The following is a 26,742-nucleotide window of genomic DNA, read 5'->3' as shown; positions in this document are numbered from 1 at the left end:
TTCTCCTCTTTGTTTGTTACTCCCACTTAAGTTTTACGGCTAATCGGTTGAATGTCGATTCGGCTCACACTCTTGAATCTAATGCCGCGTTATTGGCTTTCAGTTATGCTAGAGTAGATTTAATTTCTTAATTCATAACCTTAATGGCAATCGAGAAAATGAAAAGTTTACCTAGCTTAAAAAACTTATTCTATTTGGTGAATCTCCATCAAGAGCAGAATTTTAACCGCGCGGCTAAGGTGTGTTTTGTCAGCCAATCGACGCTTTCGAGTGGGATCCAAAACTTAGAAGAGCAGTTAGGGCATCAGTTGATTGAGCGAGACCATAAGTCGTTTATGTTTACCGCTATTGGTGAAGAGGTGGTGCAGCGCGCCCGTAAAATTCTCACCGATGTGGATGATTTGGTTGAATTGGTGAAAAACCAAGGCGAGCCGATGACAGGCGATATTCGTTTAGGGTGTATTCCTACGATTGCGCCTTTCCTATTGAGCCGTGTTATTCGCCAATGCCAGCAATCTTATCCTGCAATGAGTTTATTACTGAAAGAAGATACCACTGAGCGTTTGCTGGATGCCTTAGGTAAGGGTGAGCTGGATTTATTGATCCTTGCTTTGCCTGTAGATACCAGCGGTTATCACAGTATGAAAGTGGGTAAAGATCCATTCAAAATGGTGATCCATAAGGATTTAGCCGGAGAAATCCATCAGCCGATCGATTACCAAGCCTTGCCAGACGAGAGTATTTTCCTGCTGCAAAGCGAGCATTGCATTACGGGGCATGCCATCACAGCCTGTCAGCTTGGGGATAGCGCGAAAGTGAATCCGTTTGCCGCCACCAGTTTGCATACCTTAGTGCAGATGGTGAACAGTAAGCTGGGCACCACATTCCTGCCGCAAATGGCAATCGATGCGGGTATTTTGAACGACACTGATTTGGTGGTGATGACGCCGCCAGGTGAAGCGCCTTACCGTGATATCGGCCTTGTCTGGCGTCAAACGACCAGTCGGATCTTAACCTTCCGCACCTTAGGTTTAATGATCCAAAAGTTATTAACTAAAGAAGCACAATAAGCTCGCTGCAACTGTAAAGTGTTAATGCAACTCAACGCTTAAATATGATGAGAAATTAGAGTGGGGAAACGCCAAACACTTCGATGGAGTGTTGTTTCCCTTTGAGTTTGACTGGGCCTAGATTCGATAGGTGATATTGCGTGTTGGGATTATCTAAACGTCCCGCGAGTGCGCCCGAGATCAACATGCGTTGCCCCAAGGGATTACACTGATCTTGCAGTCTCGCTAGGGTATTGAGCACATCACTAAAGAAACTAATCTCCTGTTTTTGCACGCCAACAACCGCTGCTACGACTTGGCCACAATGGGCCGCCGCTTTAAACTTAGGCACAAAGCCATAGTGTTCTTCAAAGTAACGTCTTTGCCAATTAAGCTGCTGACTAAATTCAAAATAGATATTCATGCAGCGGTCGTGGACTATCCCTTCTTCTAAAGGCCAGTGGATCAACACGGCATCGCCCATATAGCGATAAATCTCGGCTTCGTTGTTGGTCACAGTATCAGACAGCAAACTAAAGCTATCTTGGATCAAGCGGCTAAAACGGTAATCCCCAAGTGATTCGGCGTGTGTGGTCGAGGCGACCATGTCTAAGTAAAGGAATAATCGTTGTTCGTACCTTGGCTTATGGTATTTACCGAGGCCAATGTTGAGCAGAATACGTGGGCCAACTAACAGCGCCATTTGCTCGACGAAGGCTAAACTGACTCGCACGACCACCAGATAGACGATCAATGCTTGGAATGAAGGACTGTAGAGAATGTGCGCCGTCAGCATTTGTCTTAGGGTCGACATGTGATTTTCGATGGCCCACATATTCAAGAACTGGGTCATGTAAGCTAATGTCGTCGCCCCCAGTAATAAAAACAAGCCTTTAAAGATGACAGAAAACACATAGGGGAGGCGATTGATAGCACTGAAATCAGCAATAACGTTCGACATCCAATGCAGGCTGCCAAAAATTATCCCCATATAGATAGCAAGTGTCGCGAGATCGGCCGAACCTACCGCCCATTGGGGCAGTTCTGGTGATTGGGCATATCGAAAAAACACGAATGCAGCCATGGCAATCGCCCAAGCTAAAATCGCAAAAAGGAGTTTTTTCGCTTGTCTACGTGCTCTCACTGCGTGATGGGTATCCGAATACGGCTGTGATTTCAGAATGCCGTAGTTTATAGAAAAGAGTCACCTTAGTGCCAGTGAAATTTGTGATCTGGATCAATCTAAGTCTATATCGTCACTAAATATTAACCAAAAACCTTATTAAGTATCATGGCGGTGAAACTGGTCTTTAAATAAAAACCCCTAGGGTTGGTCATTTTGAGGCTGCCATCTTCGGCAATGCTTTGCGTTAATGCTTTACTGTTGGCGGCTTTGGGACGTAATTGCAGTACTTCGCCGTGGCGTGCGGTGAGTTTTTCGACTTTGCCGAGGGCGATAAGCTCCATGATCTCTTCCCAATCCTGTTGCAGTAATTGCAACTCCTGTGGATCAGGCTCCCACAATATCGGGGTGCCAATACGGCGCTCACCTACAGGAATGTGCCGTTCACCTTCTACAGGTACCCAAAGGACGCGCTGTAACTTATGGCAGACTAAGCTATTTTGCCAGGTTAACCCTTGGATATTTGACAGCGGTGCCACGCAGACATAAGTGGTCTCCAGTGGTCGCCCTTGTGAATCTATGGGGATGGTTTTAAGTTCTACCCCTAAATGTAGAAAATCTTGCTCAGGTTTAGACCCCGCCGTTGCGCCCAATTCCATTTCGATTAATTGGCCGACCCAGCCTTTATCGCGTTTAAGATCCCTGGGAACATTTAAGCCTCTTTGTGCTGCTATTTGCGCCAAACTCACGCCAGCCATCAGATGGGCGCGTTCGAGTAACTCAGGGAGATTTTCGGGCGGGATAATTTGATTCATGGTTGGATTTTACTTAAAAATAACCGCTTAGCAATGGCGGTTAAAAAGTGAGCGCCAAAGTTCGGGTAAAATTATAACGAATGCTTTTGAACTAAGTGCCTGATTTTAAATTTTATATCTGAGTTACTCCCCGTTTTGCAAAAAAGTGTTCAAAGTTACTCTCTGCTTTCCCTTGCGTTCCTCACACACTTATCCACAGATATTATGGATAACTCAGTAAAATGCGTCCCCTAACCTAATAAAAACCCCAAGTCAATGCGAATAAAGGGCATTTATTCTGGCTTTTGTGGACAGTTGTGGACACTATTTGTGTATAAAGTTGTGTAGTGTTGTGAGAACTATAGAAATACCTCTGGCTGGTTAAATAATGAGCTTTATTGTTTTTTTTGCCATTTTAAAATGAAGGGATCTATTTAAGTTGTTGAATTTAATTTTAATTAAGTTTTAACTCTAAATTATTTAAATGGCGGTAAACAGATGTTTTTTGAGCGTTATAACAAGTTTACCTGAGTTTCAAACAGAGATATCCACAGAAAATGTGGATATCCCCGCATTTCATCCCCTAGCTTTGTTGATAAATGTCTTTTAAGTGTGATTTTATCCAAGGCCTAGGGTGAAATAGAGGTTTGCTGAGAGACTAGCTTTATGAAACAATCAGTTTATTAAAATTTAATGTGATTTGGAGTCCATGTGATTGATAGCGACGGCTTTCGCGCAAATGTGGGCATTATAATTTGTAACAGATATGGCCAAGTCATGTGGGCCAGACGCTTCGGTCAACACTCATGGCAATTTCCTCAAGGTGGTGTCGATGATGGCGAGACAGCAGAAGAGGCAATGTACCGTGAGTTATATGAAGAAGTGGGCCTAAGACCCGAACACGTGCATATCCTAACCTCGACCCGTTCTTGGTTACGCTATCGTTTGCCAAAGCGTTTAGTCAGGCAAGACAGTAAACCTGTGTGTATTGGGCAAAAACAAAAGTGGTTTCTGTTACAACTGAAAAGCCAAGATAGTGCGATTAATTTAAGCTCCTCTGGGCATCCTGAATTTGACGATTGGCGCTGGGTAAGTTATTGGTATCCTGTGCGGCAAGTCGTGTCATTTAAGCGTGATGTTTATCGTAAGGTGATGAAAGAGTTTGCGGTAACGGCATTGTCATTCCAGACCCTAGAAATACCTAGGAAACGGGGAAGACAAAAAACAACGGGCTGATTTTCAAAAGAGGATTGAAAACAGTGTTAAATACGCTTAGGGATATTACTCAGGCTGTGGCATCTGCCCACAGTTTGGAAACCGCATTAGAAGTCTTAGTCTCATCGACTAAAGCGGCGATGGAAACCCAATGTTGCTCCATCTATATCCTAGAAGAGCAAGAACTGGTGTTATCTGCAACCGACGGTCTTGAAAAAAGCGCCGTTGGTCGGGTACGTATGCCGCTGACCGAAGGTTTAGTGGGACTCGCTGCCCAGCGAGAAGAGGCGGTTAACTTAGCGGATGCACGGCTTCATCCTCGATTCAAACTTTTCCCTGAAGTCGCCGAAGAAGAATACCGCGCCTTTCTAGCCGTACCTATCATCTACCAGAAAGCCGTGGTCGGAGTGATAGTGGTTCAGCAGGCGAGTGCGCGCCAATTCAGTGAAGGCGAAGAAGCCTTCCTGATGACGCTCGCCGCCCAGTTAGCAATGGCTGTGCGCGGCTTAAAACAAAAAGCCCAAGTCAGTTCCCATCATCAACAAATTCTATTTCAAGGTACGTCGGCATCAAACGGTATCGCCATTGCGTATGCCTTTGTGCTCGGTGGAGAAATCCCCCTTGAGCAGCCCGACGTGCGCTCTGATGATATTGCCTATGAGTCCAGCCGCTTAACGACGGCTATGGTGCGTTGTAAAGAAGCGATTGGCGCATTATCTCAGCGGTTTGACCGCGAGCAAGATGACGAAGTCGTCTCTATTTTCAATGCATTACAGCTATTACTTGATGACGCCAGTTTAGGCGGAGAGTATGCCCGCGAGGTGCAATTAGGTTGGGCTGCTGAATCGGCGGTAAGCCGAGTGTCCTTGCGTTATATTCAGCAATTTTTGGCGATGGAAGATCCTTATCTTAAGGAGCGGGCAAGCGATATCCGCGACTTAGGCCAAAAAGTATTGCGCCAGCTGATTGAGCCAGAGCGTTTAGAGCTTGAACCCGATAAACCTGTAATTTTAATTACCCGCGAAGCCGATGCGACTATGCTGGCTGAGTTCCCAAGGCAGAAACTTGCGGGGATTGTCACTGAGCTTGGCGGGGTAAACTCCCATGCCGCTATTTTAGCCCGCGCCTTAGGTGTGCCGGCCATTACTGGTGTAGAACAACTGTTATCCGCCAATATTGACCAAAAGCTCTTAGTGGTAAACGCAAGTCGTGGCCAGCTATTGGTATCGCCATCCCCTGCTATTGTCGGCGAGTATCGCAGCTTAATTTCGGCGCAAAAAGCGCTGCAACGCCAGTATGCTCAAGAATTAGCACTGCCTTCTGTAACCCTCGATGGCTCACGTATTCGCTTGTATCTCAATGCGGGCTTACTCAGTGGCGTGGCCTCAGAAATTGCCGAAGGCGCTGACGGAATTGGGCTATATCGCACCGAAATCCCTTTTATGCTACAACAACGTTTCCCGAGTGAGTCTGAGCAAGTCAAAGTCTATCAACAGGTCTTATCGGCGGCGTCGGGTCGACCTGTGGTGATGCGCACTTTGGATGTTGGCGGTGATAAACCTCTGCCGTATTTCCCAATTAAAGAAGACAATCCTTTCCTCGGTTGGCGCGGGATCCGTTTGTCGCTGGATCATCCTGAGTTATTTTTGGTGCAGTTACGGGCCATGTTGCAGGCGGGTGGAGATGGTAAGCAATTAAGTATTTTACTGCCCATGGTCAGTAACTTAGATGAAATCGATCAATCCTTAGAATATCTGCAGCAAGCCTATGTTGAACTTAAGAACGATGTAAACAGCAACATAGTGATGCCACGCATCGGCATTATGCTCGAAGTGCCGGCTATGTTGTATCAATTGGATGATGTGGCAAAACGGGTAGATTTTGTTTCCGTTGGCAGTAATGACTTAACCCAGTATTTGCTTGCGGTTGACCGTAACAATCCACGGGTGAGCTCGTTATTTGACAGTTATCACCCTGGGATATTGCGGGCTTTGCATCAGGCTCACTTAGATTGTCGATATCATAAGCTTGATATCAGTATTTGTGGAGAGCTCGCGGGCGAGCCTATGGGCGCCATTTTGTTGGTGGCCATGGGATACGATCAATTGAGTATGAATCAGGGCAGTTTAGCGCGGATCAATTATCTATTGCGCCGCGTTGCAAGGGCCGATTTAGATCAATTGCTAGCTAAATCCTTGAGCCTATCAAATGGCTTCCAAGTGCGCGAGTTGGTTAAAGAATATTTAAACCAGCAAGGTCTCTCGACAATTCTTAATTAACTAATCTTGTCTTTTGCTTTAAGCTAAGGCCCTCAATTTATCACGCTGTAGGTACTCGTGTGGATAGTTTGTTGTCGGTGTTTTTTATTTGCTTAGCTTTAGGTGCATTTGTCGGCTTTATGGCGGGATTATTAGGTATCGGTGGCGGCTTGATTGTAGTGCCTGCGCTGCTTTATATTCTGCCTTCCGTTGGGATTACTTCTGCGCAATTACCCCATATTGCGATAGCCACTTCGCTGGCGGCCATTATTCTCACTTCCATCTCATCGATGCGAGCGCATCACAAGCGGGGGAACGTGCCCTGGGGATTGTTTCGTACTATGTTCCCTGGGATTGTGCTCGGTGCGTTGATGTCAGGTTTCATTGCCGAACAGATCCCTGCTGCAACTCTTAAACAAGGCTTTGCGGCTTTTGTGATTTTAATGGCGATTCAGATGGCGTATCCCCTTAAAACTGAATCGAACCGAGAATTACCTAGTTCAATTATTCTGTTTGTGGTTGCTGTAATCGTCGCTGTAATTGCAGGATTAATGGGAATTGGTGGCGGAGTATTGTTAGTGCCGTTTTTAACCTTCTTTGGTCTGCAGATGCGTTACGCGGTTGGGTTTTCGGCGGCGACAGGTTTGTTGATCTCCCTGTCGGGCAGTTTCGGCTATATCATCGCAGGCCTTAATGCGCCCGAGTTACCTTATGGCACCTTAGGTTTTATCTTTTTACCTGCTTTGTTTGGTTTAGTGATCACTTCTGTCCTGATGGCGCCCGTTGGCGTGAAAGCGGCAAGCACTTGGCCAACATCGGTACTTAAAAAGATATTTGCACTGTTATTGCTGTGTGTCGGCCTTAAGTTAATTCTGACCTAGTTTTTATGTTTACCTCTATTTGAGGCTGCTAATGGATGTGTTATGGCGTTGAGTTTCCCCAATATCGATCCCGTGATCGTATCATTTGGACCCTTTAATCTGTTTGGACAAACCTTTGAACCTGCACTGCGTTGGTATGGTTTTACCTATTTAGTCGGATTTGTTGCGGCTATGTGGTTGCTCAATCGACAAGCTGACCGCTCCAAGGGAGTATGGTCGCGGGAGCAAGTGTCAGATTTACTCTTTTATGGTTTTCTTGGGGTGATATTGGGCGGGCGTGTCGGTTATGTGCTTTTTTATCATTTCGATTATTTCCTCGCCAGCCCTATGTATTTATTTAAAATCTCCGAAGGCGGCATGTCCTTCCACGGCGGTTTGATGGGCGTGATAGCGGCGATGATTTATATTGCCTGGAAACAAAAGCGCACCTTCTTTGCAGTAGCCGATATGGTGGCACCTGTTGTGCCTATCGGTTTAGGCGCAGGGCGAATTGGTAACTTTATTAATGGTGAACTCTGGGGCCGAACCACAGACGTCCCATGGGGCATGGTGTTTCCAACTGGAGGCCCCGAACCGCGCCATCCTTCCCAGTTGTACCAATTTGCACTTGAAGGTGTGGCATTATTTCTTTTACTTTACTGGTTTAGTAAACGTACCGATAAAGTTGGTGCCGTCTCTGGTATGTTCTTAGTCGGTTACGGTATTTTCCGTATTATGGTTGAAACGGTGAGACAACCCGATGCACAGTTGGGACTCTACTGGGGATTGATGACCATGGGGCAGATACTCTCTATCCCTATGGTGTTAATCGGTTTGTACTTGATTTTTCGTAAGCAAGGTAAGCAGCAATGAAACAGTATTTAGACTTAATGAAGCACATCTTAGCCGAAGGTGTGGATAAATCGGATCGCACAGGTACGGGGACTCGCTCAGTATTTGGCTATCAAATGCGCTTCGATTTGAGCAAAGGTTTTCCTTTGGTAAGCACCAAGAAATGCCACATGCGCTCTATCATCCACGAATTGCTGTGGTTCCTGAAGGGTGAAACTAACGTTGCCTATTTACGCGAAAATAAGGTCAGTATTTGGGACGAATGGGCCGATGATAATGGCGATTTGGGCCCAGTTTATGGTGCCCAGTGGCGCAGTTGGCCAACCCAGAGTGGTGATGCTATCGACCAGATTTCGCAAGTTATCGCCCAGATAAAATCTCAACCAGATTCTCGCCGTCTTATCGTTTCTGCTTGGAACGTGGGCGAACTGGATAAAATGGCTTTGGCACCGTGCCACGCGTTTTTTCAGTTCTATGTAGCCGATGGCAAATTATCTTGTCAGCTGTATCAGCGTAGTTGTGATGTGTTTCTTGGTTTGCCATTTAATATTGCCAGTTATGCTTTGTTAACTATGATGGTCGCCCAGCAATGTGACTTGGCCTTAGGTGATTTTGTATGGACGGGTGGCGATACCCATTTATATTCTAATCATATGGAACAGACGGCACTGCAGTTAAGCCGTGATCCAAAACCGTTGCCGACCATGACTATTGTACGCAGACCTGAGTCAATTTTTGATTATCAATTCGACGATTTCGAGCTAACAAACTATGCTCCACATCCCCATATCAAAGCACCTGTCGCCGTCTAACGTGCAATTTTTCGACTAATACCTCGGAATAGCCGAGGTGTTAGGTCGAAACTTACGATTATATTTGTTGTTACAATTCGTCTACACTCAATTCATTATGATTTTTAGGAGTGCACGATGGAAAAAGCAATTAGAAATTTTCTGAGCCAAGAATCGGCTGGCGGTATCCTATTATTGGTTGCTGTTGCCTTAGCTATGCTGATGGCCAATTCCCCTTTATCTGGACTTTATCAAGGCTTTTTAGGCACTGACGTACAAGTTAAAATTGGCGAGCTCGATATTCATAAGCCGCTAATTCTGTGGATCAACGATGGCCTGATGGCCGTATTCTTTTTGCTTATTGGTTTAGAAGTTAAACGTGAGTTACTCGAAGGCGCCTTATCGAGTGTCGCTCAAGCCTCTCTGCCTACCTTTGCGGCCATTGGCGGCATGTTAGTCCCTGCTGGGGTGTACTTGCTGTTTAACTATGGCGATCCGGTCACACAAGCGGGCTGGGCGATTCCTGCCGCGACGGATATTGCGTTTGCTTTAGGTATTATGGCGCTGCTTGGGAGCCGAGTTCCCGTTTCACTGAAAGTCTTCTTACTTGCTTTAGCGATTATCGATGACTTAGGCGTCATAGTGATTATCGCGCTGTTCTACAGCACCGACCTATCAACCATCAGTTTAGTGATTGCCAGTTTAGCGATTGCGGGTTTGGTTGGATTAAACCGCAAAGGGGTCACCTCACTTTTACCCTATGGCATCTTAGGATTAATCCTTTGGGTCGCCGTACTTAAGTCTGGAGTGCATGCGACTCTGGCTGGCGTCATCATCGCTTTCTGTATTCCATTACGGGCAAAGGATGGCAGCTCACCTTCAGAAGGCTTAGAGCACAGTTTGCACCCTTGGAGCACCTTCTTCATTCTGCCTGTGTTCGCTTTCGCCAATGCGGGTGTTTATGTCGGCAATATGAATTTGGAGACGTTAATTTCTCCGGTACCTGTCGGTATTGCACTGGGCCTGATGTTAGGCAAGCCTATTGGTGTGATGGTGTTTAGCTATATTGCGGTGAAACTTAAACTCGCTCAGTTACCCGATGGTGTAGGTTGGAAGCAAATTGCCCCAGTCGCGGCCATGTGCGGTATTGGGTTTACTATGTCTATGTTTATTGCGTCGTTAGCCTTTGAACATGCAGACCCTATGTACGGTGACTTAGCACGCCTAGGAACCTTAATCGGTTCGATTATGGCGGCGCTAGTCGGGTATTTCTGGTTATCAAAAGTGTTACCTAATAAAGGAGTATAACTATGATAAAGTTGAAATTAATGGGAATGGCAACACTCTTATGTCTATCGACAACCGCAACGGCATCACAAATAGCGGCCTGTAATCAGGATGCGAACTCTCAGACTTGCCAAAGCTATCTTGAAGGGATAGTGGATGGCGCTCTGATGTTTAAATCTGATTCCTTAGGGGCGAGATTAGAAACCAATGGTTATGAATCAAGGGCGCTTAAATATCGCGGCGGTAAACGTTTCCAAGAGGCGAATCGGACCTATTGCGCTGAACGTATCCCTGAACGTCATGTTTTAGTCTCAGGTGTCACTGAAGCGGTAAGTCTGGGTAATGCGACTGATTTGGAGCAATTACAAGGCATAGTCACAAACTTGCTTGATTGCCAGCGTTTGCAATAAACTGATTTAAAACAATAGATTTATAATCCCTCTGCGCCTTGGGCGTATGAGGGGCGATTCAAAACGGATGAGCATGCTGCACTTGAATTACAACCACCTGTATTATTTTTGGATGATTAAGAAAAAGGGCTCGGTTGCTAAGGCGGCTGAAGCCCTCTGTTTAACGCCGCAAACGATAACAGGGCAAATTCGTGCCCTAGAAGACAGGTTGAATGGCAGTTTATTCAAGCGAGTAGGGCGGACACTGGAAGCCACTGAGTTAGGTGAGTTAGTATTTCGCTACGCAGATAAGATGTTTAGTCTTAGCTATGAAATGCTCGATTTACTTAACTATCAAAAAGATGATGCCATGCTTTTCGAAGTGGGTATCGCCGATGCTTTGTCTAAAGCCTTAGTCAGCCGTGTCTTGTTATCCGTCGTCCCCAATGACAGTTCTATGCATTTAGCTTGCTATGAGGCGACCCACGAGAGCCTGATGGCGCGTTTGCGTGAGCATAAACTGGATATGATCCTCTCCGATTGTGCCGGTGAATCACTGAAGTATCCCGAAATCTTATCTAAAAAGTTAGGCGAGTGTGGTGTGAGTTTTTTCTCCGCTGATACTTATAGTGCTGATTTCCCAGCCTGTTTAGAGCAAGGCCAGCTATTGATCCCCGGCCGCAGAACCTCACTTGGACAGCAGTTATATCGCTGGTTTGACGAACAAAATCTTAAAGTCAGTATCTTGGGTGAGTTCGACGATGCGGCCATGATGAAGGCCTTTGGTTACCTTAAACGGGGGATATTTGTCACGCCGTCGATTTATCGCCAAGAAGTGATTTCCCATGGGATGAATTTGCTCGGTGAAACCACGGATGTGAAAGAGGAATACCATGTGATGTTTGCCGAACGTATGATCCAACATCCTGCGGTAAAGCGCTTGTTAGATACAGATTTCAGCGATCTCTTTGCTGGACGCGATATGCAAGTAAAACAATGCTAATTTTGTGAGCCAATGTGAAGGGTTAATCGACACTTTAGTCACTGAACTGATAGACTAATGCCAAATCTGTGTTGGGAGAAATACCTTGGAATTAATGAACATCGCAAGGGTTCGCTGGGCATGTCGCCGCGGGATGCTGGAATTAGACGTTTTGTTTCAACCTTTTGTTGAAAATTTCTATCAAGAAATGTCCGATCAAGATAAAACCGTGTTTATCCGTTTGTTGGAATGTGAAGATCCCGAATTGTTTGCATGGTTTATGGGTCATGAAGTGTGCCCTGATGCTGAGCTTGCGCGCATGGTAGTGAAAGTCCGTGGAAGACCGGCACCATAGTTTCAGTGTAAAAGCCTCCTTCGACCAACGACTCTCGTTGGTCGTTTTTATTTGTGTCTGCTCTAGCTCATTTCTGCTCTGGCCTCAAAGCGATAATCTCACCTTATCCCTGCTTAAATATATGTTTATCCTGCTAGTTTGTATTTTCTTGCTGTCGCAGTTGTGGCGACTGCAGCATTGGCGTTTAGATTTTGTGCTTAGTGATAAAGGCGAGGGACGTTTATCAACGGGGGAGCACTTTAAGGTATTAAAGCGCACTTGGGTGACACCCTTTGTATGTTTGATGTATATCGAAGTGGATACTCAGCTGCGGCTCTTGATAGTTTGGGCGGATATGCTAGACGATACTGACTATCGGCATTTATGCCGGCTGTTACTACGGGCTAAAATAAAACAGACTAAACCTGATACCGAGGTTTAGTCTGTTTTCTGCAAGCCAAATAAGAACCTAAGCCTATAAACACATAAGCGGTTACTTTTCTGGTAGTAAAATTGTTGGGCGCGGCGCGTCTAATTTCTCAGGGTGATCGATATTAAAATGCAAACCACGGCTTTCTTTACGCTCCATGGCACAGCGAATAATCAACTCGGCCACTTGCACTAAGTTACGTAATTCGAGCAAGTTATTGCTGACTCTGAAGTTACTGTAATATTCCTGAATTTCTTGCTGTAACATCAGGCAGCGACGCAGAGCACGCTCCAGACGTTTATCCGAGCGCACGATCCCGACGTAGTCCCACATGAATAACCGCAGTTCGTGCCAGTTATGGGCGATGACCACTTCTTCGTCCGAGTTAGAGACTTTGCTTTCATCCCATGCTGGAATTTGTCCCGGCATTTGAATTTTATACAGCTGGCTCTCAATATCATGTGACGCCGCACGGGCAAACACTAAACATTCGAGTAGCGAGTTACTTGCCAGACGATTCGCGCCATGCAAGCCCGTATAGGCCACTTCACCAATGGCATAGAGGCCGTTGAGATCCGTTTGACCGTGCATATCTGTCATCACGCCGCCGCAGGTGTAGTGAGCCGCAGGCACGACAGGGATAGCATCTTTAGTGATATCAATCCCCAGCTCTAAGCAGCGGCTATAGATGGTCGGGAAATGCTTCATCACAAAGTCAGCATCTTTATGGCTGATATCCAGATACACACAATCGGCACCGAGACGTTTCATCTCATAGTCGATAGCGCGAGCAACAATGTCACGTGGGGCGAGTTCAGCGCGTTCATCAAAGTCCGGCATAAAACGGCTGCCGTCAGGACGACGCAAATAAGCCCCTTCACCACGCAGGGCTTCGGTGAGTAAGAAGTTGCGCGCATCGGCATGGTACAAACACGTCGGATGGAATTGGTTGAACTCCATATTCGCCACGCGGCAACCTGCACGCCATGCCATGGCAATACCATCGCCGCTAGCGACATCGGGGTTAGAGGTATATTGATAAACTTTAGAACTACCGCCGGTCGCTAACGCAACAAACTTGGCCTTAACGGTTTCGACGTGTTCTTCGTTGCGATTCCACACATAAGCGCCTAACACTCGATTTCCTGGGCGATTTAATTTACGGGTGGTGATAAGGTCGATGGCGTTATAGCGTTCTAAAACTTGGATATTGGGGTGGGCGAGTGCACGCTCTTGTAGCGTGGTTTGCACTTCTTTGCCTGTGGCATCGGCAGCGTGCAAAATACGTCTGTGGCTATGGCCGCCTTCACGGGTTAAATGGTAAGGTGCGTCTTTTGCATTACCGTCAGTGGTTTCTTCTTTATCGAAGGCGACGCCACATTCGATAAGCCATTGCATCGCACTCTTAGCATTTTCAGCGGTAAAAGTGACGACATCTTTGTCGCATAAACCCGCACCTGCGATTAATGTGTCTGCAACATGGGATTCGATAGTGTCACTTTCGTCGAAGACGGAGGCGATACCGCCTTGGGCGTAGTAAGTCGACCCTTCCGAGAGTGGGCCTTTTGAAAGCAGAATTACTTTTGCTTTTTCAGCAAGATGCAAAGCTAGTGTCAGACCTGCGGCACCGCTACCTATGACTAATATGTCAGATTGGTGTTCAACTACTTGTTTCATCGGGTATCATGATGTGACTGAAGAGTGCCAACTATGGTAAACCAACTCACGGATTATGGGTACTTTCCTTTTAACCTTACTTTTTTTGTATATTTTTTAGAACTTTTTCAAAGTACGCGAGTCTACATAAGTGAATATGATTCGAGCGACTGAGAAATCAGCATTTTAGATTTAGGAGAAGTCGGCTCGGATGAGTGGACAATTAAGTGATCAACAATTAGTTGAGCGCGTACAACAAGGTGATAAAAACGCTTTTAACCTGTTAGTGCTTAAATATCAAAGTAAAGTCATTAGCTTGATATCCCGTTATGTACGGAACCAAGCGGACGTTGCAGATGTCGCACAGGAAGCGTTTATCAAAGCTTATCGAGCTTTGCCAAACTTTCGCGGTGAAAGTGCATTTTATACTTGGTTGTACCGCATCGCAGTAAACACTGCGAAGAATTATCTCGTATCACAGGGGCGTAGAACGCCCGCTAATGATGTTGATGCAGAAGATGCCGAATATTATGAAGGCAGTGACGCGCTGAAGGAGTTCGCCTCCCCAGAACGGCTATTGTTATCGGAAGAAATCAAAAAAGTGATTTTCGATACCTTAGAAACGCTGCCAGAAGAATTACGAATGGCCATCTCGTTGCGTGAACTTGATGGTATGAGTTACGAAGACATTGCCATAGTCATGGATTGCCCCGTAGGGACCGTAAGATCGCGTATCTTCCGAGCTCGAGAGGCAATCGATAAAAAGCTCCAGCCGTTGCTGGAAGCCTAAATTCTTATTTTAAGAAACCCTTATATTTAGACAGGTGAAAAATGGATAAATTAGGTCAAGAATGGGTATCTGCCGCAGTCGATGGAGAGACTGATGCGCAGACCATGGCAGAGTTATCTGCTGATACACATTCACATGATAAATGGCATAACTATCATATGATAGGCGATGCCATGCGTGGCGAGTTGCCGCAGAATATTGTGTTAGATCTCTCTGCTAGCATTGCCGCCGCCATTGAGCTTGAGCCAGCGATAGTTGCGCCTAAGCATCATGCGTCTAAGGTTGCTGCACCTGTAACCCCGCAAATTGCCGCCAATGCGCAGCAAAACCGCGTCGTACCTTTGTTTAAGCAATTTGGCCAATATGCCATTGCTGCGACGGTTGCTATGTTTGCGATTGTTGGTGTGCAGAATTACAATCAGAGCGCCGATGACGCCGCGTCACCATCGCCCGTATTGATTACCAGACCGCTAATTGGTAGCGCATCACCTGTGAGCCTACAAACGGGTCCAGTTCAACAGAATCAAGGTTATACCAATGATCAGGTGAACGAGCAGCGTCGCCGAATTAATACTTATATTCAAGATCATATGTTGCAACAACGATTGAATACCGGTGCGGTTGTAGAGGACAATACCGAGGTCGTACCCGTTCCGGTCAATCAATAACGAGGAGTTAGCTTGCGTCTAATCCTGTTGGCTTTATTAGCCTTGGTCTTTCCTGCGATGGCGCAGGAAGATATGCCTGCCAAAGTCTGGCTCGAGAAAATGAGTCAGGCCTTACGAGAGAAAGAGTTTAAAGCATCGATTATTCAACTTCAGGCCGATCATATTCGGCCTTTGGTTTACCTGCACGGTAAGGTGAATAATCAAGAAGTTGCCTTTCTAGAATACCTTAACGGTCCACCTAAAAATGCTGTGCGTGTCGGCAATCGTGTCACCTTTATTGAGCACGACGAGCCTGCATACAGTATTGTTTCTAGTCATATCCAAGGTGTTTGGCCAGCAGCTTTTTCTGCCAATATGGCGGATTTAGAAGTGGGTTATCAGTTTGTGCTTGGTGGTCGCACCCGTATTGCTGGTCGTCCGGGGCAAATGATCCGCCTATTGCCCAATGATGAATTCCGTTATGGCTTTCAAATTTGGCTCGATATGGAAACTTATCTGCCGCTGCGATACGACATGCTGACTCAAGATAAGCAATTACTTGAGCAGATCATGGTGATTGAACTTATCGAATTCAGCGAGCCGCCAGCCATTTTGCAAGAAGCCTATAAGCAAGAATGGCCAGCAGTTATCGATCAAGCCGAGCGCCAAGATGGTCAAAACTGGCAATTTGCTTGGTTACCCGCAGGTTTTACTGTGGTCGTGCGTGATCACCATAGATTGATTGGTAGCCATGAGGCGGTGGAATACATAGCACTGACCGATGGACTAGCTAATATTTCAGTTTATGTGGCGCGGGCGGGGACAAGTCCATTACCTGAAGAATTAATCACCCGCAATGGTTTGTCGTTAGTCTCAGAAAAAGTGGGTAATGCCGAAGTGGTTGCTGTGGGTAAAGTGCCGACAGAAACCCTAACACGCATTGCTAAAAGTCTGACGCTAGAATAGGACGCCGATTATGATGGAAGAAATTGCTCGAGTCGTCGCCAGTGATAGCCAAGGCTGGTTGACGGTTGAAGTCGAACTTAAGAGTACCTGCAAGAGCTGCAGTAACAGTGAGTCTTGCGGGACTTCTGCTGTTGCTCAGGCTTTTTCCTCGAAAACCCAGCAATTTTCGATTCAGAGTGAGCGTCGCTGCGAGGCGGGTGAGTTACTCAAATTAGGCCTTCCCGAGAGCGTGATCCTCAAAGCCGCGGCATTAATCTATTTAATGCCGCTGTTTGGTTTGTTTGTTGGCGCGGCGTTAGGCCAATTTTTAGGCCAGTTGCTTGAGTTTAATCCTAACCTCGGTGCCATGGGCTTTGCGGCCGTTGGTGCCTTGCTTGCGTGGTCTTTTGGTAAGCAACAGGCCAAACGCTTAGAAGTCGATGCTCAACCTGTGATTTTGGCCTATTTGGGCATGAGCATCAATTTACAAGAATTAGCTCAATAATTTCAATGTGTTATTTTTTATCAAATAACAACTAACTGCGGTTTTGGGCGTTGTTTTATCGGTCTGTCCTAAGTAGGAGTGAATGTGATTGGTATTGAAACCGCAATCAGGTACAATTTCGCTCCTTTGAACCGTATCCATTTTCAGTATTAGTCATTGCAGCATAATGAAACAAATTAGAAACTTCTCAATTATTGCCCATATCGACCATGGTAAATCGACGCTATCAGATCGTCTTATTCAGGTTTGTGGCGGTTTAACCGACCGTGAAATGGATGCTCAAGTTTTAGATTCTATGGATCTAGAACGTGAGCGTGGTATTACGATTAAGGCACAAAGTGTCACTTTGGATTACAAAGCCAAAGATGGCCTTGTCTATCAACTCAACTTTATTGATACCCCAGGTCACGTTGACTTCTCCTACGAGGTCTCGCGCTCATTAGCTGCCTGTGAAGGCGCTTTGCTGGTGGTTGATGCGGGTCAGGGCGTTGAAGCTCAGACACTGGCAAACTGTTACACCGCGCTGGATATGAATCTAGATGTGGTACCTATTTTAAACAAGATTGACTTACCACAAGCCGATCCAGAACGTGTTGCTGCCGAGATTGAAGATATCGTCGGTATCGATGCCATGGATGCTGTGCGTTGTTCGGCTAAAACCGGTGTCGGTGTCGACGAGGTTTTAGAAGTCATTGTTGCCAAAATTCCACCGCCAGAAGGCGATCCTAACGCACCATTGCAAGCCTTGATCATCGATTCTTGGTTTGATAACTACCTAGGCGTAGTGTCTTTAGTGCGAATTAAACACGGTAGCCTGAAAAAAGGTGACAAGTTTAAGGTAATGTCTACAGGACAAAACCACACTGCAGATCGCGTCGGTATTTTCACCCCAAAACAAACTGATAAAACCGAACTTAAAACCGGTGAAGTAGGCTTTGTGATTGCGGGTCTGAAAGAAATTCACGGCGCGCCTGTGGGCGATACATTAACTTTAGCCAAAAACGGTGCTGAAAAGCCGTTACCTGGTTTTAAGAAAGTGAAGCCACAGGTATACGCTGGCGTATTCCCGATTTCTACTGACGAATATGAAAACTTCCGTGATGCGCTGAATAAGCTCAGCCTGAACGATGCGTCATTATTCTTCGAACCAGAAAGTTCATCGGCACTCGGTTTTGGTTTCCGCATTGGCTATTTAGGCCTGCTGCACATGGAAATCGTACAAGAGCGTTTAGAGCGTGAATACAACCTAGAGTTGATCACTACAGCGCCAACCGTAGTGTACGAAGTGGTGATGACCAGCGGTGAAACGATTTACGTTGATAACCCGTCTGATCTACCAGCGATTAACAACATCGAAGAAATGCGTGAGCCGATTGTTGAGGCCAACATTTTAGTGCCAAAAGAATACTTAGGTAACGTGATTACCTTGTGTATTGAAAAACGTGGCACGCAAGTGAACATGGTTTACCACGGTAACCAAGTGGCTGTGACGTATCATCTGCCAATGGCGGAAGTGGTCATGGACTTCTTCGACCGTTTGAAATCCACTAGCCGTGGTTATGCATCACTCGAATATAACTTTATTCGTTTCGATCCTGCAGACATGGTGCGTTTAGATATTCTCATCAACGGCGACAGAGTCGATGCCTTGGCTATGGTTATCCATAGATCCAACATTCGTCACCGTGGTTTAGCCTTAGTCGATAAGATGAAAGAGCTGATCCCACGTCAGATGTTTGATATCGCGATTCAAGCGGCTGTGGGCAGTCAAATTATTGCTCGTTCAACCGTGAAAGCCTTGCGTAAAGACGTAACGGCTAAATGTTATGGCGGCGACGTTTCTCGTAAGAAAAAACTCTTAAATAAACAAAAAGAGGGTAAGAAACGGATGAAGCAAGTGGGTAACGTTGAGGTGCCGCAGGAGGCATTCTTAGCGGTACTTAAGCTAAACGAGTAATCGTTAGCATAGAAATGACCATTTAGTTGACTATTGCGCCGCTGTTTGCGGCGCTTTAGTTAGGTTATCGCATTGGTTTATCACTTTGGTTTACCAAGGTCGAATACGGTAAGTTAACTAAAGTATGATATTCGCTGAGTTAGGCACCTTTAAATGATTTTAAAGCAGGAGTTCAATAAGCAATGGCAGCGTATTTTTCCATTATTCTAGTGCTAATCACCCTGATCTCGGGACTTATTTGGTTAGTCGATGTGCTCGCATTCGCCCCTAAGCGTCGTGAGAATTTAGCGTTAGCCAAGGCCTCGCAAGCGACGTTAACCGAAGAAGCCGAGTACCAAATCATCCGTGAGTCGACCATAGTCGAAACCGCGCACTCTATTTTCCCTGTGATTGCCTTTGTGTTGATCCTGCGTTCATTCATTTATGAGCCATTTCAAATCCCATCGGGTTCTATGATGCCAACCCTCTTAGTAGGTGACTTCATTCTGGTGGAAAAATTCAGTTATGGGCTTAAAGATCCCGTATGGCGCACTAAACTGGTTGAAACCGGCGAGCCAAAACGCGGTGATGTGATCGTGTTTAAATACCCTGAAAACCCGACAATTGACTACATCAAACGTGTTGTCGGTTTACCGGGTGATAGAATTATTTACCGTAATAAGCAGTTGATGATCCAGAAGGCCTGTGGCGTTGAGCAAACAGCTTGCCCAGAACCACAAGTTATCGCCCGTACTGAGATCAGCCGTGGTGATTATAGCCAAGATGGCGTGCCATTACTGCGTTACACGGAGCAACTGGGCGAAGTCGCCCACGATATTTTGATCAACCCAAGTCGTCCCGACATGCTGGGATATTTTAAGCGCGAAGGTAATTTACCTGCAGGTGAGTTTTTAGTGCCTGAAGGCCATTATTTTGCCATGGGTGATAACCGCGATAACAGTACCGACAGTCGTTTCTGGGGCTTTGTGCCAGAAGAAAACCTGGTCGGTAAAGCGGTAGCGATTTGGATTAGTTTTGAATTTGACCGTTCAAAAGCCGACTTCCTCCCAACTTGGGTGCCAAGCGGTGTGCGTTTTGAGCGTGTAGGTGGAATTAAATAGCATGGAACCGATTAAAAATTTGCCACGTTTGTGTCGTACTTTAGGTTATGAGTTCAAGAATATTGAGCTGTTGACTCAAGCGCTGACCCACAGAAGTGCGGCAAATAAACACAATGAACGCTTAGAGTTTTTAGGTGATTCAATTTTATCTATTGTGATTTCTGATGCGTTATATCATCAGTTTCCGAAGGCGACCGAAGGCGATTTAAGCCGGATGCGCGCCACCTTAGTGCGCGGTGATACCTTAACTATCATCGCCCAAGAATTTAAGCTCGGCGATTATTTGTATCTCGGTCCTGGTGAATTAAAAAGTGGCGGATTTAGACGCGAGTCGATTCTTGCCGATGCGGTTGAAGCCATTATTGGCGCCGTTTACCTTGATTCCGATCTCGAAGTTTGCCGTGTATTACTGCTGAAATGGTATGCCGAACGTTTGGCCGAAATCCAACCTGGGATCAGCCAAAAAGACGCGAAAACCTTACTGCAAGAGCATTTACAAGGGTTTAAAAAGCCGCTACCTGATTACCAAGTAATCAACATAGAAGGCGATGCCCACGATCAGACATTTACCGTTGAATGTCGTATTGAAGACTTGAGCCAAAGCGTCATTGGTGTGGCGAGTTCACGCCGTAAAGCCGAGCAAATCGCAGCCGCTCAAGTATTGGAGTTACTAAAGAAATGACCAAAAAAACAGACTTGTCAGGTATCGATGCTGCAAAAGCGGCAACTGAGCCGAGTTTAGATGAATTACTGGCAAGGATGAATGCGGCCGCGCCAACGCCGTCGGCCCATTACGATGTCACTTATTGCGGCATGGTAGCGATTATTGGTCGCCCTAACGTCGGTAAATCGACGTTAATCAACCGTTTGCTTGGCCAAAAGGTGAGTATTACTTCTAAAAAGCCGCAAACGACGCGCCACCGTATCATGGGTATTCATACCGATGGTCCTAAGCAAATCGTGTTCATCGATACACCGGGTTTGCACATAGAAGAGCAGCGGGCGATTAATCGCTTGATGAACCGTGCTGCGGCCAGTTCACTTGCTGATGTGTCTATGGTGATTTTTGTGGTTGATGGCATGACCTGGACCGCCGATGATGAAATGGTGCTCAGCAAATTACGTCGTGGCGGTGAAGAACGTCAGACAATTCTGGCGATCAACAAAGTCGACAACATCAAAGACAAAGAATCACTGTTCCCCTATTTGGAAGAAGTCGCCAAAAAATATCCTTTTGATGAAATCTTGCCGATTTCAGCCAGCAAGGGGACCAACGTCCAGCGAATTTTAGAGCTGGCGGCGGCATCGATTCCTGAGGGACCTTTCTTCTTCCCTGAAGATTATGTTACCGACCGTTCGCAACGTTTTATGGCGTCAGAAATCGTGCGTGAAAAACTGATGCGCTTCTTAGGTGATGAATTACCCTATGATGCGACAGTTGAAATCGAACAGTTCAAGATGATGGAAAATGGCGTTTATCAAATCAATGCCCTGATCCTCGTTGAGCGTGAAGGCCAGAAACGTATGGTGATTGGTAGCAAGGGCGAACGTATTCGTACTATTGCGACTCAAGCCCGCTTAGACATGGAAACCTTGTTTGATAATAAAGTCTTCCTCGAAGTGTGGGTGAAAGTGAAATCTGGTTGGGCCGATGATGAACGCGCCCTGCGTAGCTTAGGTTACGGTGACGATTAAGCATTAATTCTAGCGAGCGCGCTTACCGATGAAACGTGGCTATGTTCTGCATCATCGTCCATATCGTGAGTCCAGTGTCTTAGTTAACCTTTTAGTTGACGGCATTGGACGGGTCGATGTGGTTGCCCGAACTGGCAGCGGTAAGCGCTCTATCAAGAGTATTCTCCAGCCCTTTCAACCGCTGATCTTCGAATTTAGTGGTAAGTCTGAATTAAAAACCTTAACTCAAGTCGAAGCCGCAGCGCCTGCTGTGCCTCTATCAGGCCAAAGTTTGTTTGCTGGCATGTATATCAATGAGTTATTGGTTCGCACTTTGTCTGTGCAGCACAACGCCGAAGAGTTGTTCCTCATTTATCATCAAGCTTTAGTCGCTCTTGCTGCGAAGTTTTGCCAATCCCAACTGCGTTATATTGAGCTCGCCTTACTGCGGGAATTAGGTTTTATGCCATCGCTTAGCCGCGATACTCAAGGCGAACCACTGGTTGCTGAAGATTATTACCAGCTCGTGCCTGAGTTAGGCTTTCAATTTGTGCTCAACTCCCGTGCTCGCAACGCCTACCAAGGGGCAATGTTGACGGCGCTTAACGATAATCAACTCACCGACGCACATTTTTTAAGCGCTAAGTTGCTGATGCGCTCCCTGTTAACGCCATTACTTGGTACGAAACCTCTACTGAGTCGACAATTGTTCGTCAGCACTGCCGTACCAACTAAGATAGATGGGAATAATTCGCCCTAGCTCCTGTTTTTTAGCGTGAGCCTAAGTACAATAGGCCGCAATATCAGCGTTAAACATTAAGGAGTTCCCGATGAGCCGTATCTTATTGGGCGTGAATATCGACCATATTGCTACTCTGCGCCAAGCCCGTGGCACCAGTTATCCTGATCCTGTGCATGCTGCTGCCGTTGCTGAACATGCTGGCGCCGATGGCATCACTATCCATTTGCGTGAAGACAGACGCCACATCATAGACCGCGATGTATATTTGCTGGCAAAAACCTTGAAAACCCGCATGAATTTTGAATGTGCAGTGACTGAGGAAATGCTTAACATCGCCTGTGACATTAAGCCGACCTATGTTTGTTTAGTGCCAGAAAAGCGCCAAGAAGTCACGACTGAAGGCGGTTTAGATGTGGCGGGGCAGTTAGATAAAATCACTGCAGCGGTCACTCGTTTAGCGGCTGAGGGCATTCAAGTCTCTTTATTTATCGACGCCGATAAAACTCAAATCGATGCCGCCGTTGCGTCAGGCGCACCGCTTATCGAAATCCATACTGGCTGTTATGCTGATGCGAAAACGGAAGCAGAAGAAGCCACTGAGCTTGCGCGTATCAGCGAAATGGCCAAATACGCTCATGGCAAAGGTTTAGTGGTTAACGCGGGTCATGGTTTGCATTATCACAATGTGAAACCGATTGCGGCGATTCCTGAGTTATATGAACTCAATATCGGCCATGCGATTGTCGCCCGTGCCGCCATTGACGGTTTAGCGACAGCAGTAAAAGACATGAAAGAGTTAATGCTTGAAGGTCGTCGAGGCGAATAATGGCGATTGTCGGCCTAGGCACAGATATCGTTGAGATTGAGCGGATTCAGGCGCATGTGGCGCGCGCAGGCGATAAGCTGGCGAAACGTGTGCTAACCGAGGCTGAGTTGGCCATTTATACTGGCCATAGTCAGCCAAGCCGTTATCTTGCCAAGCGTTTTGCCGCCAAAGAAGCTGCAGCCAAAGCGCTCGGTACGGGCATTGGCCGCGGCGTGTCGTTTCAGCATATTCACATTGGTAATAATGCTGATGGTGCGCCGACGATTCACTTTACTGAAGGGGCGCTTGCGCGCTTACAGCAGCTTAAAGCGACGATTGGACATATCTCTATTGCCGATGAAAAATCCTATGCGATTGCGACGGTAATCATAGAGTCTCAATAAATCCGAGTTTTGTGTCTGTTGGCGGTAAAAAAGGAACCTTAGGGTTCCTTTTTTCATTTCTGGATGGGTATCAAAATAAGTGCCAAACCAGTGAATGCAACAATTTATTTACTTTTGCTGTTCAGCTTAATTGTTTTACGTTAGTTTATGGCTTGCGCGCCTCTCAATTTGGCGCAGGCAAAGCAGGGGCAAATGAAGAGGAACCCAGAATGAAATCCGCCGCAGAGCAGTTATCGACCTACAAAAGTGTGCACTTAAATCAGCGTAATATTCAGACCCATTTTATTGGTATCCCACTGATTATTTGGTCTGCGTTCCTGTTGTTGGCCACTGTACGTATTCCGCTTGGCAGTCTGGGTGAGACCAGTTTAGCCGTGATTGTCGGCGTGTTAGTGTCGGCCTACTATGTCCGTTTGCACTTAAGGCTTTCAATGGGGCTGATCTTATTTATGGTTCCTGTACTGCTCACGACTGAATGGGCGGCACATATCGCCGGTGCCACTTGGCTTGCCCTAGGGGTATTTGTGGTGGGCTGGGTATTTCAGCTAATCGGCCATCAATATGAAAAAGCCAAGCCTGCTTTTGTGGATGATTTGAATCAGTTACTAATTGGGCCATTTTTCTTAATGGCGGAAGTGTATTTTATGTTTGGCCTAGAAAAGGCGCTCAATGCCCAGATAACGCCGATGGCGATTGAAAAGCGCCGTGCACTTGAGGCGAAAAAGATTTAACTCGTTACATCACTTGGGAAAAGTATTGCTCGGGGGAGCAGTCGGCCGGACTACATATTAGTATGTGGTTCGGCCGATTTTTTATGGGGGAAATCGAAAGCTAAGCTCTGGGCGGGTGATAATGCAGCGGTATGATACGCACGGTTTTAATCATATTTTCTGCCACATCGATAATCTCTAAGGGATAACCGGCTAAACGTAAACTCGTGTTAGCTGAGGGGATTTCCTCTAGGTATTCTAGGATCAGACCGTTGAGGGTTTTAGGGCCGTCGGTCGGGAAGTTCCACTTCATTTCTTTATTCAAATCGCGAATGGTAATGCTGGCATCGACTAAGTAACTGCCATCTTGCTGCACTTTAATATCTTCACTCGGCGTGGTTAACATTGAAGTAGTAAAGTCGCCGACAATCTCTTCGAGAATATCTTCGAGCGTCACCAGACCTTGAATGTCACCATATTCATCAACTACTAAGCCGATGCGCTCTTTGTTCTGCTGGAAGTTAGCCAGCTGCACATTGAGTGGCGTACCTTCTGGCACAAAGTAGAGTTCTTTCACCGCGCGCAGCAGAGATGACTTGCTGAATTGCTCTTTCGATTGTAATCGCAGGGCATCGCGCAAATGAATAAAGCCCACCGCATCGTCAACTGTGTCGCGATAGACTAACACTCGGGTGTGCGGGCTTTGGATCACCTGACGATTGATGACTTTAAATTCGTCATTGACGTTAATCCCGTAGATATCCGAGCGCGGCACCATAATGTCTTCAACGGTGACTTTCTCTAAATCTAGGATAGATAACAGCATTTCTTGGTGACGTTGGGGGATAAGTGCCCCAGCTTCATGTACGACAGTGCGCAACTCTTCTTGGCTCAACGCATCGCTACTATTGACGGTTTTAATTCCCATCAAACGTAAAAAGCCTGACGTGATGAGGTTAACGCCCTTCACGAAGGGCGCTAATAGGATCAACAACCAGCGCAGCAGTATGCTGGAGGGGAAGGCGATACGTTCGGGATTTAGTGCGGCGATGGTTTTGGGGGTGACTTCAGCAAATACCAATACAACGAGTGTCAGCACACCGGTAGCGATGGCGACACCTAAGTCCCCCCAGAGGCGCATACCAATAATAGTGGCGATAGCCGATGCTAAAATATTGACTAAGTTATTGCCGATTAATATTAAGCCAATCAAACGGTCTGGACGCTCAAGCAACTTCAAAGCTCTAATCGCTCCTTTATGGCCATTGCTGGCTAAGTGGCGTAGACGGTAGCGGTTGAGTGTCATCATGGCGGTTTCTGAGCCTGAGAAATAGGCAGAGAATAGGATAAGCACTAGTAAAACGATCAGGAGTGCGCTTGTCGATATAGCGTCCAAAAAAGGCTCCAATGTGGCCAGTAAACTTAAGTAAATACCGACATTTAAAAAAAGTGTCAAGTCGGCAGCAGCATTAACTGCCTTTGCCGACTAAATGTTTAGTTGAGGATTAACTCTTTGACAATGCGCGCGCCAAAATAAGCGAGCGAAAGTAAGGTGGCGCCAGTCAGAGTATAAATGACCGCGGTACGAATTTTACAGCCGACCCAATACTGTTGCCACAACATAGTTATGTATACAAACCAAGCCATTATCGACAGGATTGCCTTATGACCTTTGCCGTCTGCAAACATGTCTTCAAGAAAGATAAAGCCGGTTGCGAGTGACAAACTGAGTAAGATAACGCCGATAATCACTAAATGATAAAGTTGTTTCTCAACTGTCATCAGCGGCGGAATACCAGGGCTTAGCATAAATTGTTTTTTCTTCAGCTTATTCTGGATCATCGCCAGCTGTATCGCATACAGGGCGGCAATCATCAGGGCACTGTAGGCCATGAGTGACAAGACGACATGGGCTAAAACTTCAGGATAAAGCTCAAAATGCGTGATGAACTTAGGCGGCAATAACCAGAGTAGGGCGACCGATAGCACAGAACAGGCGTAAACCACGGGCACTACAACAATCACCTTCAGCCTGAACATTAATATTGTAAAAGTGAAAGCGATAATCCAGTTTACTAAGGAAATCACGTTCGTCAGGCTAAAGTTTTGCCCATCGGTGGTGAAAATCACTTGGGATAATGCTGCAGCATGCAGAATGACCGCAATAGCTGCTATACCTGCGACGGCGCGGCGATTCGGACCGTCGGGGTGGAACAATCGACTCGTCACTAGTACCAATGCAATGCAATAAAAAAACATGGCTGAGGCAGAAAAGATGACCATGGGTAATTAACCTATTTGTGTAGTTAAAGGTGCCTTATAAACGGGGCATACAGATCAATATTTTCCCTAGAATAACATGAGCCGTCGGCAAATGGGCAGTGACATGAGTTGCAAAATTTAGCAGATTCTTATTGTTAGGGTTAAATAGTGTGTTAACGAC

28 protein-coding genes are annotated in these 26,742 nt (G+C 46.2%); 23 read left to right on the top strand and 5 right to left on the bottom strand.

Annotation, left to right across the window (positions count from 1 at the left end; all coding sequences use genetic code 11):
* Positions 1–158 precede the first annotated feature (158 nt).
* A complete protein-coding gene (gene oxyR / locus Q4Q50_RS10115) occupies positions 159–1,070 on the top strand; it encodes a hydrogen peroxide-inducible genes transcriptional activator OxyR (protein ID WP_086010628.1) in 912 nt (303 codons plus the stop codon).
* Positions 1,071–1,125: 55 nt separating this feature from the next.
* On the opposite strand, the gene Q4Q50_RS10110 is transcribed toward oxyR, so the two are convergent.
* Together Q4Q50_RS10110 and mutH are read right to left on the bottom strand one after the other, a co-directional pair.
* On the bottom strand, positions 1,126–2,193 hold the full coding sequence (locus Q4Q50_RS10110) for an adenylate/guanylate cyclase domain-containing protein (protein WP_006080760.1): 1,068 nt from the start codon (positions 2,191–2,193) through the stop codon (positions 1,126–1,128).
* Between the two features lie 122 nt (positions 2,194–2,315).
* Positions 2,316–2,987: a DNA mismatch repair endonuclease MutH gene (gene mutH, locus Q4Q50_RS10105; protein ID WP_311899204.1), complete on the bottom strand. Its 672-nt coding sequence runs from the start codon at positions 2,985–2,987 to the stop codon at positions 2,316–2,318.
* A gap of 690 nt (positions 2,988–3,677) precedes the next feature.
* On the opposite strand from mutH, the gene rppH reads away from it, so the two are divergent.
* The 10 genes from rppH (at position 3,678) to Q4Q50_RS10055 (ending at position 12,376) form a co-directional block, all read left to right on the top strand.
* Entirely contained in the window at positions 3,678–4,202 is a 525-nt protein-coding gene (gene rppH, locus Q4Q50_RS10100) for an RNA pyrophosphohydrolase (RefSeq protein WP_006080762.1), read from the top strand.
* Between the two features lie 23 nt (positions 4,203–4,225).
* Entirely contained in the window at positions 4,226–6,460 is a 2,235-nt protein-coding gene (gene ptsP / locus Q4Q50_RS10095; RefSeq protein ID WP_311899203.1) for a phosphoenolpyruvate--protein phosphotransferase, read from the top strand.
* Between the two features lie 59 nt (positions 6,461–6,519).
* Positions 6,520–7,320, top strand: coding sequence for a sulfite exporter TauE/SafE family protein (locus Q4Q50_RS10090; RefSeq protein WP_106649843.1), 801 nt, complete (start codon positions 6,520–6,522; stop codon positions 7,318–7,320).
* A 42-nt stretch (positions 7,321–7,362) separates the two neighbouring features.
* Positions 7,363–8,172: a prolipoprotein diacylglyceryl transferase gene (lgt, locus tag Q4Q50_RS10085; protein WP_006080765.1), complete on the top strand. Its 810-nt coding sequence runs from the start codon at positions 7,363–7,365 to the stop codon at positions 8,170–8,172.
* The gene (thyA, locus tag Q4Q50_RS10080; protein ID WP_105249861.1) at positions 8,169–8,963 is read left to right on the top strand and encodes a thymidylate synthase; all 795 of its coding nucleotides are present in this window, start codon (positions 8,169–8,171) and stop codon (positions 8,961–8,963) included. Before lgt ends, thyA begins: the two co-directional genes overlap by 4 nt.
* A 117-nt stretch (positions 8,964–9,080) precedes the next feature.
* Complete coding sequence (nhaA, locus tag Q4Q50_RS10075; protein WP_006080767.1) at positions 9,081–10,250, top strand: Na+/H+ antiporter NhaA; 1,170 nt, start codon at positions 9,081–9,083, stop codon at positions 10,248–10,250.
* Between the two features lie 2 nt (positions 10,251–10,252).
* On the top strand, positions 10,253–10,639 hold the full coding sequence (locus Q4Q50_RS10070) for a hypothetical protein (protein ID WP_220592329.1): 387 nt from the start codon (positions 10,253–10,255) through the stop codon (positions 10,637–10,639).
* Positions 10,640–10,712: 73 nt separating this feature from the next.
* On the top strand, positions 10,713–11,621 hold the full coding sequence (gene nhaR, locus Q4Q50_RS10065) for a transcriptional activator NhaR (RefSeq protein ID WP_063884532.1): 909 nt from the start codon (positions 10,713–10,715) through the stop codon (positions 11,619–11,621).
* Between the two features lie 85 nt (positions 11,622–11,706).
* Entirely contained in the window at positions 11,707–11,955 is a 249-nt protein-coding gene (locus Q4Q50_RS10060; RefSeq protein ID WP_126492496.1) for an FAD assembly factor SdhE, read from the top strand.
* Positions 11,936–12,376, top strand: coding sequence for a protein YgfX (locus Q4Q50_RS10055; RefSeq protein ID WP_311899202.1), 441 nt, complete (start codon positions 11,936–11,938; stop codon positions 12,374–12,376). The genes Q4Q50_RS10060 and Q4Q50_RS10055 overlap by 20 nt, the downstream gene beginning before the upstream one ends.
* Positions 12,377–12,427: 51 nt before the next feature.
* Here the strand turns inward: Q4Q50_RS10055 and nadB are convergent, their stop codons facing one another.
* On the bottom strand, positions 12,428–14,041 hold the full coding sequence (gene nadB, locus Q4Q50_RS10050) for an L-aspartate oxidase (RefSeq protein WP_006080772.1): 1,614 nt from the start codon (positions 14,039–14,041) through the stop codon (positions 12,428–12,430).
* 190 nt (positions 14,042–14,231) lie between these two features.
* On the opposite strand from nadB, the gene rpoE reads away from it, so the two are divergent.
* The 12 genes from rpoE (at position 14,232) to Q4Q50_RS09990 (ending at position 24,320) form a co-directional block, all read left to right on the top strand.
* Entirely contained in the window at positions 14,232–14,810 is a 579-nt protein-coding gene (rpoE, locus tag Q4Q50_RS10045; protein ID WP_006080773.1) for an RNA polymerase sigma factor RpoE, read from the top strand.
* Positions 14,811–14,851: 41 nt separating this feature from the next.
* The gene (locus Q4Q50_RS10040) at positions 14,852–15,478 is read left to right on the top strand and encodes a sigma-E factor negative regulatory protein (protein WP_006080774.1); all 627 of its coding nucleotides are present in this window, start codon (positions 14,852–14,854) and stop codon (positions 15,476–15,478) included.
* Between the two features lie 12 nt (positions 15,479–15,490).
* Positions 15,491–16,423, top strand: coding sequence for a MucB/RseB C-terminal domain-containing protein (locus Q4Q50_RS10035; protein ID WP_311899201.1), 933 nt, complete (start codon positions 15,491–15,493; stop codon positions 16,421–16,423).
* Between the two features lie 10 nt (positions 16,424–16,433).
* Positions 16,434–16,907: a SoxR reducing system RseC family protein gene (locus tag Q4Q50_RS10030; protein ID WP_006080776.1), complete on the top strand. Its 474-nt coding sequence runs from the start codon at positions 16,434–16,436 to the stop codon at positions 16,905–16,907.
* A gap of 166 nt (positions 16,908–17,073) precedes the next feature.
* Positions 17,074–18,864 (top strand): translation elongation factor 4, encoded by a 1,791-nt coding sequence (gene lepA, locus Q4Q50_RS10025; protein WP_006080777.1) that lies wholly within the window; start codon positions 17,074–17,076, stop codon positions 18,862–18,864.
* A 182-nt stretch (positions 18,865–19,046) separates the two neighbouring features.
* Positions 19,047–19,964, top strand: a complete 918-nt coding sequence (gene lepB / locus Q4Q50_RS10020; RefSeq protein WP_311899200.1) for a signal peptidase I — start codon at positions 19,047–19,049, stop codon at positions 19,962–19,964.
* Between the two features lies 1 nt (position 19,965).
* Positions 19,966–20,646, top strand: coding sequence for a ribonuclease III (gene rnc / locus Q4Q50_RS10015; RefSeq protein WP_220592336.1), 681 nt, complete (start codon positions 19,966–19,968; stop codon positions 20,644–20,646).
* Complete coding sequence (gene era / locus Q4Q50_RS10010; protein ID WP_220776557.1) at positions 20,643–21,659, top strand: GTPase Era; 1,017 nt, start codon at positions 20,643–20,645, stop codon at positions 21,657–21,659. The genes rnc and era overlap by 4 nt, the downstream gene beginning before the upstream one ends.
* Positions 21,660–21,687: 28 nt before the next feature.
* A complete protein-coding gene (recO, locus tag Q4Q50_RS10005; RefSeq protein WP_220592338.1) occupies positions 21,688–22,398 on the top strand; it encodes a DNA repair protein RecO in 711 nt (236 codons plus the stop codon).
* A 70-nt stretch (positions 22,399–22,468) separates the two neighbouring features.
* On the top strand, positions 22,469–23,206 hold the full coding sequence (pdxJ, locus tag Q4Q50_RS10000; protein WP_220592339.1) for a pyridoxine 5'-phosphate synthase: 738 nt from the start codon (positions 22,469–22,471) through the stop codon (positions 23,204–23,206).
* Positions 23,206–23,589, top strand: a complete 384-nt coding sequence (gene acpS / locus Q4Q50_RS09995) for a holo-ACP synthase (RefSeq protein WP_220592340.1) — start codon at positions 23,206–23,208, stop codon at positions 23,587–23,589. Before pdxJ ends, acpS begins: the two co-directional genes overlap by 1 nt.
* A 209-nt stretch (positions 23,590–23,798) precedes the next feature.
* Positions 23,799–24,320: an Mpo1 family 2-hydroxy fatty acid dioxygenase gene (locus Q4Q50_RS09990; RefSeq protein ID WP_311899199.1), complete on the top strand. Its 522-nt coding sequence runs from the start codon at positions 23,799–23,801 to the stop codon at positions 24,318–24,320.
* 100 nt (positions 24,321–24,420) lie between these two features.
* Here the strand turns inward: Q4Q50_RS09990 and Q4Q50_RS09985 are convergent, their stop codons facing one another.
* Positions 24,421–25,695, bottom strand: coding sequence for an HlyC/CorC family transporter (locus Q4Q50_RS09985; RefSeq protein WP_006080785.1), 1,275 nt, complete (start codon positions 25,693–25,695; stop codon positions 24,421–24,423).
* Positions 25,696–25,793: 98 nt separating this feature from the next.
* Complete coding sequence (locus Q4Q50_RS09980; protein WP_220592342.1) at positions 25,794–26,582, bottom strand: cytochrome C assembly family protein; 789 nt, start codon at positions 26,580–26,582, stop codon at positions 25,794–25,796.
* Between the last annotated feature and the right edge of the window lie 160 nt (positions 26,583–26,742).

The sequence above is a fragment of the Shewanella scandinavica genome (assembly GCF_031932065.1).
Classification (GTDB): domain Bacteria; phylum Pseudomonadota; class Gammaproteobacteria; order Enterobacterales; family Shewanellaceae; genus Shewanella; species Shewanella baltica.
Note: the sequence above shows the minus strand (reverse complement) of the source record. Positions and strands in the feature narration are given on the sequence as shown.

Excerpts from the sequence above, each read along its gene's own strand:
- pdxJ (WP_220592339.1), top strand. The coding sequence starts at position 22,469 with ATGAGCCGTATCTTATTGGGCGTGAATATCGACCATATTGCTACTCTG.
- lepB (WP_311899200.1), top strand. The coding sequence starts at position 19,047 with ATGGCAGCGTATTTTTCCATTATTCTAGTGCTAATCACCCTGATCTCG.
- era (WP_220776557.1), top strand. The coding sequence starts at position 20,643 with ATGACCAAAAAAACAGACTTGTCAGGTATCGATGCTGCAAAAGCGGCA.
- lepA (WP_006080777.1), top strand. The coding sequence starts at position 17,074 with ATGAAACAAATTAGAAACTTCTCAATTATTGCCCATATCGACCATGGT.
- rnc (WP_220592336.1), top strand. The coding sequence starts at position 19,966 with ATGGAACCGATTAAAAATTTGCCACGTTTGTGTCGTACTTTAGGTTAT.
- nadB (WP_006080772.1), bottom strand. The coding sequence starts at position 14,041 with ATGAAACAAGTAGTTGAACACCAATCTGACATATTAGTCATAGGTAGC.
- Q4Q50_RS09990 (WP_311899199.1), top strand. The coding sequence starts at position 23,799 with ATGAAATCCGCCGCAGAGCAGTTATCGACCTACAAAAGTGTGCACTTA.
- Q4Q50_RS09980 (WP_220592342.1), bottom strand. The coding sequence starts at position 26,582 with ATGGTCATCTTTTCTGCCTCAGCCATGTTTTTTTATTGCATTGCATTG.
- rpoE (WP_006080773.1), top strand. The coding sequence starts at position 14,232 with ATGAGTGGACAATTAAGTGATCAACAATTAGTTGAGCGCGTACAACAA.
- acpS (WP_220592340.1), top strand. The coding sequence starts at position 23,206 with ATGGCGATTGTCGGCCTAGGCACAGATATCGTTGAGATTGAGCGGATT.
- nhaA (WP_006080767.1), top strand. The coding sequence starts at position 9,081 with ATGGAAAAAGCAATTAGAAATTTTCTGAGCCAAGAATCGGCTGGCGGT.
- oxyR (WP_086010628.1), top strand. The coding sequence starts at position 159 with ATGAAAAGTTTACCTAGCTTAAAAAACTTATTCTATTTGGTGAATCTC.
- lgt (WP_006080765.1), top strand. The coding sequence starts at position 7,363 with ATGGCGTTGAGTTTCCCCAATATCGATCCCGTGATCGTATCATTTGGA.
- mutH (WP_311899204.1), bottom strand. The coding sequence starts at position 2,987 with ATGAATCAAATTATCCCGCCCGAAAATCTCCCTGAGTTACTCGAACGC.
- nhaR (WP_063884532.1), top strand. The coding sequence starts at position 10,713 with ATGCTGCACTTGAATTACAACCACCTGTATTATTTTTGGATGATTAAG.
- Q4Q50_RS10040 (WP_006080774.1), top strand. The coding sequence starts at position 14,852 with ATGGATAAATTAGGTCAAGAATGGGTATCTGCCGCAGTCGATGGAGAG.
- thyA (WP_105249861.1), top strand. The coding sequence starts at position 8,169 with ATGAAACAGTATTTAGACTTAATGAAGCACATCTTAGCCGAAGGTGTG.
- recO (WP_220592338.1), top strand. The coding sequence starts at position 21,688 with ATGAAACGTGGCTATGTTCTGCATCATCGTCCATATCGTGAGTCCAGT.
- Q4Q50_RS10070 (WP_220592329.1), top strand. The coding sequence starts at position 10,253 with ATGATAAAGTTGAAATTAATGGGAATGGCAACACTCTTATGTCTATCG.
- Q4Q50_RS10030 (WP_006080776.1), top strand. The coding sequence starts at position 16,434 with ATGATGGAAGAAATTGCTCGAGTCGTCGCCAGTGATAGCCAAGGCTGG.